General features: G+C 42.3%; 11 protein-coding genes and 1 other RNA gene. 2 read left to right on the top strand and 10 right to left on the bottom strand.

The genetic code is table 11. From position 1 onward, the window contains the following. Positions 1-124: 124 nt before the first annotated feature. The 5 genes from IGJ15_RS07695 to IGJ15_RS07675 all read right to left on the bottom strand — a co-directional run bounded on the left by IGJ15_RS07695 (position 125) and on the right by IGJ15_RS07675 (position 4,283). A complete protein-coding gene (locus IGJ15_RS07695) occupies positions 125-1,639 on the bottom strand; it encodes a carboxypeptidase M32 (RefSeq protein ID WP_015509741.1) in 1,515 nt (504 codons plus the stop codon). Continuing rightward, complete coding sequence (locus IGJ15_RS07690) at positions 1,636-2,799, bottom strand: THUMP domain-containing class I SAM-dependent RNA methyltransferase (RefSeq protein ID WP_201689152.1); 1,164 nt, start codon at positions 2,797-2,799, stop codon at positions 1,636-1,638. Before IGJ15_RS07690 ends, IGJ15_RS07695 begins: the two co-directional genes overlap by 4 nt. A 66-nt stretch (positions 2,800-2,865) precedes the next feature. Then, positions 2,866-3,231: RNase P RNA component class B (rnpB, locus tag IGJ15_RS07685), an RNA gene on the bottom strand. A 24-nt stretch (positions 3,232-3,255) separates the two neighbouring features. Beyond that, positions 3,256-3,666: a cell division regulator GpsB gene (gene gpsB / locus IGJ15_RS07680; protein ID WP_005226142.1), complete on the bottom strand. Its 411-nt coding sequence runs from the start codon at positions 3,664-3,666 to the stop codon at positions 3,256-3,258. 71 nt (positions 3,667-3,737) lie between these two features. Continuing rightward, complete coding sequence (locus IGJ15_RS07675; RefSeq protein WP_005226143.1) at positions 3,738-4,283, bottom strand: DUF1273 domain-containing protein; 546 nt, start codon at positions 4,281-4,283, stop codon at positions 3,738-3,740. Positions 4,284-4,353: 70 nt separating this feature from the next. Here IGJ15_RS07675 and recU point away from each other — a divergent pair, with 70 nt between their 5' ends. Together recU and IGJ15_RS07665 are read left to right on the top strand one after the other, a co-directional pair. Next, positions 4,354-4,980 (top strand): Holliday junction resolvase RecU, encoded by a 627-nt coding sequence (gene recU, locus IGJ15_RS07670; RefSeq protein WP_201689153.1) that lies wholly within the window; start codon positions 4,354-4,356, stop codon positions 4,978-4,980. Position 4,981: 1 nt separating this feature from the next. Continuing rightward, the gene (locus tag IGJ15_RS07665) at positions 4,982-7,303 is read left to right on the top strand and encodes a PBP1A family penicillin-binding protein (protein WP_333719176.1); all 2,322 of its coding nucleotides are present in this window, start codon (positions 4,982-4,984) and stop codon (positions 7,301-7,303) included. A gap of 78 nt (positions 7,304-7,381) precedes the next feature. On the opposite strand, the gene IGJ15_RS07660 is transcribed toward IGJ15_RS07665, so the two are convergent. The 5 genes from IGJ15_RS07660 to IGJ15_RS07640 all read right to left on the bottom strand — a co-directional run bounded on the left by IGJ15_RS07660 (position 7,382) and on the right by IGJ15_RS07640 (position 15,416). Beyond that, the gene (locus tag IGJ15_RS07660; RefSeq protein WP_430599433.1) at positions 7,382-8,578 is read right to left on the bottom strand and encodes a hypothetical protein; all 1,197 of its coding nucleotides are present in this window, start codon (positions 8,576-8,578) and stop codon (positions 7,382-7,384) included. A 2-nt stretch (positions 8,579-8,580) separates the two neighbouring features. Continuing rightward, complete coding sequence (locus tag IGJ15_RS07655; protein ID WP_236598497.1) at positions 8,581-9,432, bottom strand: hypothetical protein; 852 nt, start codon at positions 9,430-9,432, stop codon at positions 8,581-8,583. Positions 9,433-9,553: 121 nt separating this feature from the next. Continuing rightward, positions 9,554-10,033, bottom strand: a complete 480-nt coding sequence (gene lepB, locus IGJ15_RS07650; protein ID WP_333719179.1) for a signal peptidase I — start codon at positions 10,031-10,033, stop codon at positions 9,554-9,556. 18 nt (positions 10,034-10,051) lie between these two features. Beyond that, complete coding sequence (locus IGJ15_RS07645) at positions 10,052-12,103, bottom strand: glucosaminidase domain-containing protein (protein ID WP_086295425.1); 2,052 nt, start codon at positions 12,101-12,103, stop codon at positions 10,052-10,054. A 259-nt stretch (positions 12,104-12,362) separates the two neighbouring features. After that, positions 12,363-15,416: a WxL domain-containing protein gene (locus IGJ15_RS07640; protein WP_086295427.1), complete on the bottom strand. Its 3,054-nt coding sequence runs from the start codon at positions 15,414-15,416 to the stop codon at positions 12,363-12,365. Between the last annotated feature and the right edge of the window lies 1 nt (position 15,417).

The following is a 15,417-nucleotide window of genomic DNA, read 5'->3' as shown; positions in this document are numbered from 1 at the left end:
AAGCAGCTAGCCTTCTTTTTTCGATGGTGTTTGATACAAAAGGAAAAGAAGTTCAACAAGACGAGCACCCCATGAAATAATTGGGGCGGCAACGTCTTGCGAAGCTTCTTTCCACTCGTTACTTTTAAGCGAAATCTTGCGTCTCGCTGATTTTATAGACGCTAAAATAGATCTTGCGTAAATAGTCTAATAGATATTGAGGATTCAATAATTCATCCGTTGCATCTAAAATCAATTCATTTGGTTTCTTGGATGCGCCATATTGATGGATATTTTCAGTCAACCATTTACGAATCGGTGAATAATCATCCGAAGCCAACACTTCATCGACATTGATTTCTTTTTCCATGGCATGGAGTAATTGCGCTGCATACATATATCCTAGAGCATAGGATGGGAAATACCCGAAGCTTGAACCTGACCAATGAACGTCTTGTAAGATCCCTTCCAAGTCATTTTCTGGACGAATCCCTAAATATTCCTCGTATTTGTCATTCCAGATTTTTGGCAGTTCATCGATCGATACGGTTTCGTTAAAGATCATTTTTTCGATCTCGTAACGAATAATAATATGAATGACATATGTCAGACTATCAGCTTCAATACGGATCAAGCTAGCTTTTGAATGCTTTAAGGAGTCATAGAAAGTGTCAAAAGACACATCATCAAACGTGCCTTCCGCACATTCTTGGAAAAATGGGTATTGCTTTGCCCAGAAATTGCGGTTGCTGCCGATAATGATTTCATTAAACAGCGATTGGGATTCGTGGATTCCCATGGACGCCCCTTCATGAACAGGCGTGCCTTCGTATTTCTCATCGATGTTTTGCTCGTACATCCCGTGACCAGCTTCATGAATCACACCGAACAGTCCCATCGAAAAGTCAGTTTCGCTCCAGCGTGTGGTCAACCGTACATCATTGTGGTTGATCCCCGTAGCGAATGGGTGGACCGTATTATCCAAACGGCCGCGAGAAAAGTCATAGCCTAAGTCGGCGATCACTTTTGAGATAAATTTACGTTGTTGCGCTTCGGTCATCTTACGTGAAAGGATCGAAGTATCTGGCGCTGTTCCTTTTTCAGCCAATTGACGACGAATATCCATGATACCGTCTCTCACTTGTGAGAATACGTTATCCAAGATCTCAACCGTCATATTCGGTTCGTATTGGTTTAACAAGACGTCATAGTTCGTCAGCTCATTTTTCTTCCAATAAGGAATCAATTCTTTTGTCAAGCGAATGTTTTCAGAAAGAGCGTCTTTAAATAAAGAAAAATCTTTTTCTTTACGGGCTTTGAGCCAAGCAGTATGTGCTTTTGACGTAGCTGCGGAAGCCGCCATCGCCAACTCATTGGGTACATCTTTTTGCAATTCATATTCTTCTTTGACTAATTGATACGCAGCTTTCCCTACTTCTGATAATTCATCTGGGTGTTTCCCGAAATAGCTGATCGCTTCTTGGATTGGTTCCCCCACTTTTTTATCAAAGTATAGACCATATAAATAGCTGTCAACTTCGGCACGGTAATCACTGGCTTTTTCTGGCATCCCTGTTTGATTATCCCAGCCTAAGATCCCCATTGCTTGTTGTAATAGATCGATTTCTTTTAATTCTTTCAGAAATTCTTGTTCTTTCATTCAGCAGACTCCTTTTTGCGTGGCGGACGTTGTCCCCAGTATTGGAAGAGATCGGTACGAATCGCACCGTTGTATAATTTGCGTTTTTTTGTCGCTTTTTCGCCGTAATGGGTCTCAAAAGTCAAGTCACTGGTCAAAAAGTACTTGCTCCAGGTTTTTAGCGGCCGAAACACTTGGCCCATTTCCTGATACAGTCGCTGAACGGACGCTTCTTCTCCTAAGCGTTCGCCATAAGGAGGGTTAGCCACAACGACACCATACTCTTTTTCTGTTTTAAAGTCTTTAACGGCTTGTTGTTTGAAGGTGATCGAGTCTCCTAGACCGATTTCTTCCGCATTTCTGCGGGCGATCTCAATCATTCGACCATTGATATCCGAACCGATAATATCTAATTCGACATCATAATCTGCTGCTTCATCTGCTTCTTTCCGTACTTTTTCAAATACTTCTGCTGGGAACCAATCCCACGTTTCGCAAACAAATTCCCGATTAAAGCCAGGGGCGATATTGTGACCGATCAACGCTGCTTCAATGCACAACGTGCCTGATCCACAAACGGGATCGACAAACGGCTTGTCTTTGTACCAATTTGTCAGCATCACTAAAGCCGCAGCCATGTTTTCTTTCAGCGGCGCGCCTCCTTTTTCTAAACGATAGCCACGTTTAAACAAACTAGGGCCAGTCGTATCCAATGTGATCATCGCATGGTCTTTCAATAAAGCCACTTCTAATTGGAAAAAAGCGCCCGTTTCAGTCAGCGGCACACTTGCTGGACGATGGTATACTTCTCTTAAGCGATTGACGATTGCTTTTTTGGTAATCGCTTGACAATCAGGTACACTATACAATTTTGATTTGATTGATTTTCCAGCTACTGGAAATTCAGCATCTAAAGGTAAAAAGTCTTCCCACGGTAACGCTTTAACTTCTTCAAACAGCTGATCGAAAGTCAATACGTCAAATTCCCCGACGACAATTTTGATACGGTCCGCTGTACGGAGCCACAAGTTCGCGGTAGCAATGGTCTCCATCGTCCCTTTAAAACGCGCTCGGCCGTTTTCAACCTCACACTCGATCCCTAAATCCCGTAATTCTTTGCCCACTAGTGCTTCTAAACCGCTCGCAGCGGTGGCAATACAATTAAATGTTTTTTCAGTCATAACGCTCTCCTTCTTGGTATAAAAAAACCTTCCGTTGCTGGAAGGATTCCCTGATAGGTTGTGATTTTCTATAAGCCATGTTTTGTCCGTATTTTCCTCAGGGAGAAGAAAACACTGGGTAATTATCTATCTGCAATTACTTGCCTTCTTGCTCCGTTCATTTCCGTGCAAAAAGTGCCCCTACCATTGTTTGGGTTGCTCGCTCGAGGGGTTTACCGCGTTCCACCAAGACGGTTTCCCGCCTTGCTTCGTCACTGTGGCACTTTCAAGGATACTTTGGCATAGCTTACACCTTAGCCATTTTTCCTGCCGTTACTTTCTCAAGTACCCTAGCTTATGGTTTCGCTAGGCACGAACACTACAAGCATCTCAGCTTGTGCGAGCATGGACTTTCCTCAGCATAATCGAGTTATGCCGCAATTACCCGAAAACCACAACTATCTTTTCTAAAATAGATTAGAATTGACGGGTTTTTTCGTTGTCATCTTCAAAATCAGCATTTGTATAGTTGCTGTTGTAGGAAGAAGAACGAGTGACAGGTTCTGATTCACGATCAAGCTTTTTGCCAAACACTTCTTTTTCAAGATTAGACAAACGTTTCAAAATATCAAAGTTTGTAACGGTTTGGCTTTTCGGCGCTTCTTGTTGAACACGAGATGCGATCGCTTGGTTTTTCGACAATTGATCGATTTTCGCTGTCAGACGGTCATTTTCTTCTTGCAGGGCTAAGATCTCTTTATTGTAGCTTTCGTAGTCTTTAATGATATTATCTAAAAACTCATCCACTTCAACTGGATCATACCCGCGCATTTTTGTTTTGAATTCTTGTTGCAGAATATCTTTTGGACTATAAATTAAATTTGCCATTATTTACACCTCATTGTTTATTCCAAATGGTTTTCACTTTCTAGACCATTCTATCAAAAAATATACGAAAATCAAAGTAAATTACTATCAAATGTTGCGTTTTGTAGGTCATCCATTGTTATTTGATGAATAAAGTAGGGATTTTGCTCACTATAAGCTTTGGCATCTCTTAAGAAATAATTAGGTTTTCCTGGAAATTCGTCATCATATAACACAAGTGCGCCTTCGGTATGCTCCAGTAAAAATGCCGTGTGATTTCTTAATTGACTGGGGTCTTGGTAAGGCTTATGGCTGGTGGCATTGACATAATCGGCAAATGACTTCGCTGTTTGCAGTGCCTGCTGATTTGTTTCGTTCCAATTTTCACCAAACCCTTCAAAAGGAAAAATAATTCCTAGTTTCAGTTCTGGGTATGTTTGTTTTAATTGTTCAACGGCTTCGGCACACCACAGCTCCGCGCCAAGATTCCCGCTGATCAAGAGCCATTCTAACCCTTCTTCGACATAATTGGTCAAAGTCGACATTATTACTTTCTTAATAACTGCAATCTTGGGATCTTTTGCTTGAAAGACACCTAATTCATAATTACGATAGCCAGTAAAGTATAAGGTTTTCATTGTTTCTCTGGTCATCTCTTTTCTTTCCAAACGACTTTTTGGTATAATGTTGCCTAGGAGTGTGAACAACATGGTTATTCGTTACCCGAATGGACAATCTACTACCTATGATGACGGCAAAAAACAAAAAATGCAAGAGAAACTAATAAAGCCAAAAACGTATGCCAATCGTGGGATGCGTTTTGAAGAAGCGATCAATGAAAGCAACCTTTATTATTTGAATCGGAAACTTGCTGTCATTCATAAGAAACCGACACCAATTCAAATCGTGAAAGTAGATTATCCAAGAAGAAGCGCCGCCGTAATCAAAGAAGCCTATTTCCGTGAGGCATCCACCACTGATTACAATGGGGTTTATCAAGGGCAATATATCGACTTTGAAGCGAAAGAGACTCAAAACAAAACGTCATTTCCCTTTAAAAATTTTCATCCACACCAAATCAAGCATATGGAAGACTGTTTGGAACAAGCGGGTTTATGTTTCGTTCTTTTATGGTTTTCTTGTCTACAACGCTGCTTTTTTCTCGATAGCAAGTGCTTAGTTTCTCAATGGCACCTGCAAAAAGAAACGGGAAAAAAATCAATGACACTGGCCTATATTGAAACGAATGGGATTGAAATCATCCCTTCAATTGCGCCGCGTATTCCCTATTTAAAAGCAGTTGATCAATTTTTAACGATGAAGGAGAATGATTAGTATGGCAAATGGATCACAATCGAGGACCTCTCGGCATGATTCTAAAAAAGGTACAGCTAAAAAAGCACCAAAGCCTCCTAAGGCAAAAGGCAAACGAAGCATTGGGAGTATTCTTTTAAAAGTATTTATGGGGCTGTTTTTCTTAGGCTGTATCGGGATTCTATCCGGGATGGGGCTATTCTGGTGGTATGCCAAAGATGCGCCTGCACTTGATGAAACACGTTTGGATTCAACGGTTTCTTCTCGTTTCTATGCGTCAAATGGCGAATTGATCACTGAATTCGGTAGTGAAACCAGAGAAAAAATTACAGCAAGTGAGATTCCTCAACTGCTGGAAGACGCGATCGTCTCTGTCGAAGATCGCCGCTTCTACCAGCATATCGGAGTCGATCCGATTCGGATCGTCGGTTCCGCATTATCCAATGCCACAACCGGCGGTATGCAAGGCGGAAGTACGTTGACACAGCAATTGATCAAGCTATCCTTCTTTTCTACCAGCGCTGAAGACCAAACATTACGTCGTAAAGCACAAGAAGCATGGATGGCGGTTCGTCTTGAACAAATGAAATCAAAACAAGAGATCCTCACTTACTACATCAATAAAGTATATATGTCCAATGGTGTATATGGGATGCAAACGGCCGCAATGAAGTTTTACGGCAAGCCGTTAGCTGAACTAGACCTTGCCCAAACCGCTTTGATTGCTGGTTTACCAAATGCCCCTTCTGCGTTTGATCCTTTCGCTCATCCTGATAATGCGAAAAGTCGTCGAGATGTGGTTTTAGGCGCAATGCTTGAAAACGAGAAAATCACGCAAGCGGAATATGATACAGCCGTTGCCGAAGATATTCAAGAAGGATTGCAAGAAAACCCGCGAGAAAACCAAGAGTGGAAGTACTTTGATAATTACTTCAACGAAGTGATCGCAGAAGTCAAAGAAAAAACCGGCAAAGATGTTTATACCGATGGCTTAGATATTTACACCAATGTCGATATCGATGCGCAAAAACGGTTATATGACATCGTCAACAGCGATGATTATGTTAATTATCCAGACGACAAGATGCAAGTTGCCGCTACTTTAGTTGATGTCAATACGGGCAAAGTCACGGCTCAAATTGGTGCCCGCAACGTTGATGACGTTCTAGCAAACAACCTGGCTGTCAACGTCGCTCGGGACTTTGGATCGACCGTTAAACCGATCACAGACTACGGCCCTGCCTTCCAATTTCTACAAGACTCTACCGGTAGAATGATTTTAGATGAACCTTATACTTACAAAGGAACCGATATCCCTGTATACAATTGGGATCGCCAATACATGGGCAATATCACCTTGCGGACCGCTCTAGCAGAGTCTAGAAATGTGCCGGCAGTGAAATTGTTTGATGAAGTCGGCGCGGACAATATCGCAGACTTTCTTAGCGGTTTAGGTATCGAATACCACACGATTACTCAATCTAATGCAATTTCGAGCAATACGGATAAATTAGATGGCACAAAATATGGGATCTCCAGCCTGAAAATGGCCGCTGCTTATGCTGCGTTTTCAAATGGTGGTACCTATTACGAACCACAGTACGTCAATAAGATCGTCATGCAAGATGGTACAGAAGACGAAGAATCCTTTAAAGTTTCTGGTCAAGAAGCAATGGATGATACGACAGCTTACATGGTGACCGATATCTTGAAAGATGTTATTTCTGTCGGAACTGGAACCAACGCGCAAATCGATGGATTGTACCAAGCAGGGAAAACGGGAACGTCCAACTACACCGATGACCAGTTAGCACAACTGGATACATCGAATGGTGCCTACCCTGATATTACCTTTGCCGGCTATACTCCCTCCTACTCATTGGCGGTTTGGACAGGCTACAATGACAAAATGACACCGATCACTGATAGTAGTACCCATGTGGCTTCAGATGTCTATCGTGAATTGATGCGCTATGTTTCTGCTTCTGTAGAAAACACGGACTGGACAATGCCTGACGGATTAACACGGATCGGAAGAGAGCTTTATCTTGAAGGGACGTACACCCAACCAAGCTATTCAGCACCAAGTTCGTCCAGCAGCAGTTCCTACGTTGAACCAACGACACCTTCTACAGAAAGTAGCGAATCAACACCATCAAGTACCACAGAATCATCAAGCGAAGTAACACCACCAGTGACAACACCTGATGAGGATGATTCATCATCGGTCGTTACGCCTCCTGCTTCTAGTCAGGATCCCGGTTCAACAACACCTTCCAGCAGTGAGGATAATCCTTCCTCACCACCGGACCCGCCGGAACCAAACGATGGTAGTGTCGAATAATGGAGAATCGCAAAAAAACAGTAGATCAAAATCTGATCTACTGTTTTTTTTTAATTCCTGTCATATAAATGTAGAAGCTTACTTTTCAAGCTCTTCAAACAGCAATTTTTTATCGGAAAGCTGATAAACTTGATTATGCAGATCGTCAAATAAATGAATCACATTTTCTTTCGTCTCGTTCACTTCAAAAAGAATCTCTTTGGCACGATCATGAATCCCATCGATCCGCATTTCTGTTGTACGGATCATTCGTTCAGATTCGATTTTCGCTTCTTGAATCGTGCGATTCGCTTTTCTTCTAGCAAAGACTAAGACCTCACTGATTTCTGTTTGGAACTGCTCGTTTTCGATTTGTAGGGCTGCATTTTCTTCCCTTAATGCTTCGATTGTCGCCTGAAGCTCTGCGACTTCTTCATTTGATTCGCTAGCTGATACATTTGCAGCAAGCTCTTCTTTTTCTGCCAATTGCTGTTTCAAATCAGCAATTACCTCTTGCAGCTGCTGGATTTCTTGCCGCTTCAAGGTCCATTCAGCGCGTTCCTTTTCGTAAGTTTGTTTCTCTTGTTGCTCTTTTTCTTGCTGAACAGCTAACTTGGCCTCTAATTGCTGGATTTTTGCTTCAAGTTTTTCTGTATCTACTTTTGCAAACTGTTCTTCTAGGTCTTTGACTTTCTTATTTGCTTCTACTAGCGAAGCTTTTAATTCTTTTGCCTCTGCTTCTTGTTGAACCATTATCTTCTGCTGTTTTTTCAACTGATTTTTTTCTTCCTGTAGTTGCTCATTTTCTAAAATCAATTCTTTGATTTCAAAAGATAAATTTTCAATCATATGATCCTTTTCTTGTTCTTTTGATTCTTGCTTATTTGTTTGGTTTGTACTCAATTCTTTCTCCATACGTTCTCCTTTATCTTCAACGAGTTGACTATCCTTGGCGTAGCTATCACGGTTGCCAGAGGACTTTTGCTGCACTGCTATCTTTTTGACACTTTGCTCTTTCTGCTGATCTCCAGCCACTCTTTGGTGAGAAATCGGTTTTGCGAAAGTTTGTGCGACAGGTTTTACTGCTTCTTTCTGGGTTTTAGGGAGTTCATTGTCTGCTGGTCGATTGGTCTCGTCCTCATTTTTTTCAGGGGTAGCCTTTGCGGACCCTTGATCCTCAACGATTCCCTCTTCTTGATTTGTCTCCTCAAATTCATTCAGCTCTTCTATGGATAATTGATTCACTTCATCCATTAGCTTTTGGGCAGAAAACCAACCTTTGTTTTTCTTTTTCATCATTAATTTTTCACACTGCCTTTTTGTTCATTTGTATTGATCGTTTCACTTTGATCCGTTTGAGGAGTAGACGATATGCTCTCGCTCCTCTCGTTGTTGGCTACTTCTTGAGCATCAGTGTTTGGGAATCTGCGTTCTAAAAGGGTCCAGACCCCATTCTCGTCACGAATGATCGTCTGCTCAAAGGACTGATCAGAATCCTTGGAAAATTGGACAGAGAAGGTTCCTTGGGTGATCAGGGGAACGTTCTGCATATCATGGAGTAGACGAGAAAAATTCTCTTCCCATCCGTTTAAGTCATCAATTGATGGTAATTTGCTAGATAGAACAATCGAGATTTCTTGCAAAGGCTGATCAACAAAAATCATCGCTACAGTGCGACCTAGATATGGTGATAACTGATAGGCCAACTCATATTCAGCTGCAAACTGTGCTTCACGATCATTGGAGACGAGTAAATGCTCCCAATCAATCGCTTCAAAAGAAAAGCCGTTCTCAGGATATGCAAAAATCGGCATCCGCATCCATTCCGTTTGCTCAGTTCTAAGCGCGAAGACTTCCTCTTTTAATTGATTGGTTTCTTCATGCAGCTTTTGCAAATGAATGCCGCCTGTCAGCTGAAAAACTGTTAGTAGCAAGACACTTACGATTATGGCACTACTGCAGCCCAATACAATCAGCAGGTGCCCACTGCGGAGGTTGTGCTTAAATAAACGAAGTTTCCTTTTGGCTAAAGCATCTGACGACAGCTGCTTTTCAACTTTTCTTAATAAATATTCTCGATACAATCGCCAACCGATGATACTACCTGCTCCAATGGCAAGTAGTATCATCCCAATATAGATAAAAATCACAGTCTCTTCCTTCCATCAAAACTAAAATTCGTTTTATTCATCCATTTTGATACAAACTTAGTCTCGTTGATATGTTGCAAGAAATGAATCATCGCAAACTTCCTTTCAAAAAGCTGATGTGTCAGAAGAACGTGGTCACCACACCATAAAAAGTTTTACTTGAAATGATTCCAAATTCTCTACTATCACTTGAAGTGAGCAGTGCATCGCCAACGACAAAGTACTCATCTTCTTTGAGGTACCCCCGAATCGGCAACGCCTCAACGGCTTCATCCTTCACAGTGATCATAAATGAAAAATCAAAGTCAGTATCCTCCGCCCCAATCAACAACCGCTTCTGTGTACGAACGAAGGAATCCCCTGGCACACCAATCACTCTCTTGATCAAAAATTTTCCTTCCTGTTCGAAAGCGATCAGCTGATAGCGATTTGGCTGGCGCTTTTTATGAACCAGCACAACTTGTCGATCCTCGATCGTCGGCAGCATGGATGTTCCTCTGACTAACGCCAGTCGATACGGCTGAAGAAACACAATAAGCAAAAGGACCATCAAAAAGATACCACTGATAGGAAGACCTATTTGTCTATGCCTTTTACTCATATTGCCAGCCCTCCATCCTTATTTTGGCATAATATATGAAACACTTGATGAGTGCGCCAATTCATTGCTGATCACGCGATAAGAGATTGTGGTTCCACCATAGACATTTCCTTCTGAAACCAAAATACCATTTGGACCAACGGCTTCAACAAAAGCGACATGACCATAACGAGGATCAGATCCAGCTGTTCCAGGTGCAAAAGAGATCATACTGCCTGCTTTAGGCGTTTGACTGACGTTGTAACCTAAACGTCGTCCGGTATTGCCCCATTGACCACCATTTCCCATGTAGTCATCTACTTGACCGCCTAATTGACTCACGCGATTGAACACATACCAAGTACATTGTCCAACAGGATACGAACCAGAAAGATTGTAGTCACGACCGTTGTATTCTGGGAATGTCATAAGGGAGCGATACTCTTCTGGAATTTGTTCTTTTCCTTGGATAAACAAGCCTGTTTCTGTTGCGATCACTTGGTCATATTGCGTCAATCCATAGACCGCAATCAGTGAATTGATTTTTTTACTATAATTAACATCAGTCGCATAAGTGCCCGTCAAAGCATCTGCTGCCCGAAGATAGTTTTTTGATTCAGAGCGCCACACGTCTTGATAAAAGGTTGGATTTCCAGTGATTCCTCCGCGAATCAATTTGACATAATCTGCCATGGAATCTCGATAACTTGAATAGGAACGAAAGGCGGCTTGAATTTGGAAAAGTTCCCCGTTGCCTTTATCTTCCATTGTTGGTAAAGTCACGCTGTTTCCTTGATAACTGCCTTTGATGCCAAAAAGGTTATAATGGGGACTGCTGGAAAGCCCGCTGTCGCCACTGCCGCTTTCAAGGATCGCTTGCGCGATCAAAACAGAAGCAAAGACATCGTATTCTTGCCCTAAGCTTTGGGCTTCTTGTGCCAATGTTTCAATAAACATCTGGGTCTTTTGATTCACTGTAAATTCGTAAGGGGCTGGATATTCAGCAACTAGCTTTTCGCCATATGTAGCCAATTCAGGATTTGATAGCCGTCTGATCGATAGCGGCTCTTCGATAGAAACCCGCTGAACTTCGATGGCAGTTTTCATTGGCTCTTCTTGATTTGTCACTAAACTTGCTTGGTAACCATCTGCGAGGTAGATACCGATTAACTTATTTGCGTCATATAAAAGATCCCCCGGTTGTAATTGTTCAACCTGCTGTTCTTTTTCTATCCAGCTAGCTTCCCCATTTATAACCGCTTTGATCCGTTCATTGATCCATTCGTCCATCGTCAATGGTTCTTCTAGTTCACCAATTTGTCCGATGATCTCGTAGACGAATGCCGCTTGCCATTGCGCATCATAATCAGCTAATATCGGCAAGGTGAAATCTAACAGATTCGAATCTGCGATCTTTGCTGCCCGAAAACTCTCTGGTAAATCAATAGTACGTCCATCATAAAAAGAATTTTTCAAGTCAGAAGTAGCATCTGGTGTTTGAACGACAGGGTTTATTACTTGCTCAGGTGCAATAATCGGAGGTGTTTTCGGCTCCTCTTTTTTTGCATTTTCAGTATTTTCGTTGCTATCAGTTGAAATTTCATTTTCTTTTGGTGCCAATGACTCATCAATCAAGTCGGTCTCTTTTGGCTTGTTCTCTGTTTCTACTTCTAGATCGTCCGTTTCAGCATCTATTTTTTCCTCTTCCTCGGAAGGTTCCGTGGACTCTGATTCCTCTATTTCGGTCGTTTCCGCTGACTCGGTCGTTTGCGTTGAGTCTACTTCTTCAGACGAATCGGGAGTTTCTACAACGGTATCTGCTGTTTCTGAATCCATAAGCGTCTCATTTGATTCGGTGGATAGCTCGGTCGAGCCCTCCGTTTGCTCTTTGCTGACGTCTTCTTGACTCTCTTGGTCTTCTGCTGCCGATGAATCTTGATCATCAAGTTCCTGTTCGACATTTGTATTTTCTGAATAGTTATCAGGCTGAGGGCTTTCTTTCGCCAGCAATACGGGAGAAACAAAAAGTTGGCTTGCTAAAATCCCAGCACTGAATAATGTCAGATATGACTTCTTTTTTTTACTCTTCATACAGTTTCCTTTCTCTTGTTTCAGCTGGCATCATTGGTTTTGAACAAAACCTGACGAACTGATTCAAAGCTGCTTGAATAGTTTTTGCACGAGTTTAGGTGAACTCTATATCTTCGCGGTTATTATGAAGTAAGCGTGATCTACCGCAAAAAAACGGTAAAACCCACTGCTTTTCAAGCGATTTACTCACTATCTTCCTATCAAGAATGGAAGCTGTCATAGGTGTCAACAGCTTCCATTTGATAAGATTGAGCATTGATCATTCGGTAGATGGGACAAAACTTAACTCCCATTCAATCGTTGCTTGGTAGGTCATGTTACGCGGATTTGATCCAATGGGAACTTCAAGTTTGACACTATCCCCCATCGTCCCCATATCCCCGTAGCGCTGAATCCAGGTACCGCTTCCTTCATTTGCATCTGCTTCAGCGATCAAAGCGGGTACCCCAGGATCAAGGATCATTGATTCACTATAAGTGGGAGGAATTGCTGAATTGGCAGCATTCGTCAGCATAACTGCATTTTCTAAAATAATTCGTGCACCCCGAAGTTCTTCTCCTCGATCATTACGAAATCCTGCAGCGGATAATGTCGCGTTAAGTTCCCAACCGGTAAATTGAGCGCGCCGGTCAGAAATCTGCACGTAATTTGGCCGTTCCTCAGTTACTGAGCCATCTGCACTGCTAAGACGTTGCGGCAATGCCTTGTACTGTTTGGTATCTGCACTTATTGATACATCTCCAAAGCTATACTGGGAGATGAAATCGACACTGATAAACCCTAAATGGTCTGGTATATCCGGTTTATTTTCTGGGTTCACTTCAATATCTGGCGCGATCGGATCTCGTGGATTCATTGTGGCAATCTCTTGAACAACTGTTTCATCTGTATCGAATTTTCCATTTAAGAAAGCGTAAGCCGTCACCGTATTATGTTTTGTAAACCGATCCCCCTCGGCTAAGGTCAAGCTGAAATCACCATTGGCATCTGCTTGAAGATGAAACAAGCTGTTATCATCAAAAGAAGGTGATTGCAGTTGCGGTGCGGGAATAACTGGATCTCCGTCAAAACGAATCACACTATAAGGTGTGGCTTTTCCTCTAATGATTCTTGATCCATCTAGTGCCGGGTCTTCCGTTAATGGTTCTAAATGAACTTCGACATCTGGAATATATTCAAATAGGATACGTTGTGCTCTTGTGGTAAAATTCGCGCGAAAATGATCAACGATCTCTTGTGAGATGGAAGAAACATTCGAAATCGATGACAAGGTAGAGGAAAAATTCACTTTTAAATTGAAGATTGGACTCCAACTGAAGTCTGGTTCCTCCGTCAAGTTTCCATGCCGCCATTGCTTCGCTGCTTGAATATCCACATCTAATAGCCCGCCGCTGCCGGAAATCGAAATAAGGCTACTATTTGCTGCATTTCCGGTAACCGCCCTTGTTTTCTCTAAATTGATGCGTTGTGCATCCGCAAAAGTGAAGGTTGAGGCCGAGCTCAAAAATGTCATCAAGGAATGAGAGGGATTGGTTCCGTCTGACTTAATATCCAAGATTCCTTCTTTAGCAACAATAAATGTGGCGGCACCGGCTACATGGATCACTCCGGATGTGGTGGTCCCTTGATTCACTGCATCAATTTCGACACTGCTTTTATTTCCAATAAGCATCGTGCTTCCAGCACCCATGTAGATAATGTTATAGGACCATCCATTGAGGCTTGTGGTACGTCCGTCAGCTTTGATTACCACTTTGCTATCCTCAGACATTTCAAAGTGGGCGCCGCTTGCATACATACTGATTGCGGGGGAGTTGGCTCGGGCATTCAAATGCAGCTCTGATCGATTACCGATATTGATCCGTCCATTCGCAATATAAATATTTGCTCCAAAAGCCTCACCGGCTGTTCCAGCTGCACGCAGGGACATCTTTGCATCATTGCCAATAGTCATACGCCCCGTTGCATAATATAAATAGATATTGCCGGAATTTATTGTCGACATGTCAACTGTTGCGTTATCAAGAATTTCCAATTGTGTTACTTCCATATTCGCTTGGTTGGTTGCATTGATCGTTTGCACACGTCCAGATCTGGAAGTATATGTCGGAGTTTGATGCGATATTACTTCGCCAGACATAATAACAGGTGTCGCTAACGAGTGGATCAACTGATTGCCCGCGTTGGTTAAATTGTGGTAACGCATTCTGGATAGATTTTGCTGAGGAATACTCATATTCGTAAAGTTCATAAACCCATACCAGTTGCCATGAACGACATCGATATTTTGATACGTAATGTCCCACGGCGTTGCACTATTGACGGTACTATCATAAAATCCGACAGCAACAGCTCTAAAGTCGATTTGATACCCATTGCCTTCGATCACAAGCGTTCTTGAAATTCCAGAAGCATTGGTCCAAATATAGGCTAATCCATTTGTTGGGTTGGAAGTTGCACTTCCCACAGCCACTCCAGAAACTCCTTGAGTAGGATTATCCGAAGATTCAAAGTCGTTTACGATATTGATATAATTTACATCTTTGTTCACGATTGCCGCCATAAATTCTTGCCAATTGGAAACATCTCGGTGACTGATTTCGTTTAACGGTGTGACCGGTTCTGTCAATTGGGCAATCGCTTCTGCTTGATCAGCTTCTGTGTCTTGCTGATTCTCGTTTAGGTTCGCGTCATTGGAAGGTTGCGTGGTTCGTTCCCCTTCCTGCGGCGTCTCTGATGGTGAGACTTCTGTCTCGATCGTTTCATTATCTGCATCATCATCCGAGTCCTCTTCCCCGTCATCTTCTGCCTGTACTTCGATCGTTAGTTCCGCTTCACCTATAATCAGTTGATAATCGCCTATTTTATTAAAGACGATAGGAATCTCGAACTCCATTAGCTCTTCATCAAAGGTAAGCTTCCATTCCTGTTCTTCTTCAGACAGCTTTTTACTCTTCACTTCTGCAGCAAATTCTTCTTCCACGATCAATGCTTCTTTCGCTACAACTAGCGTAATCTCATCTAACGGTTGGCTTGATACGACGAAAACATCGATCGGTTGATCCACGATACCTTCAATCACACTAACTGGAAACTGAAAAAAAGGATTATGGATGTCAAATTCTTTTGTTTGGATCGGTTGTGTTGCTTTATCAAGCAAGGACATGTTCTGCGTTTCGTCCAATGGTTCAATCGTGTGATCGATGGCGTGGATTTCTGGCAATAGTAAACTACTCAGACTTGGAAAAAAAGTTTGCACACTTAGTAATCCAATAATGATCGCAATTATTACCTTGTGTGGGGTATTCTTCATT

The sequence above is a fragment of the Enterococcus sp. AZ079 genome (genome assembly GCF_050547255.1).
Classification (GTDB): Bacteria; Bacillota; Bacilli; order Lactobacillales; family Enterococcaceae; genus Enterococcus_D; species Enterococcus_D casseliflavus.
Note: the sequence above shows the minus strand (reverse complement) of the source record. Positions and strands in the feature narration are given on the sequence as shown.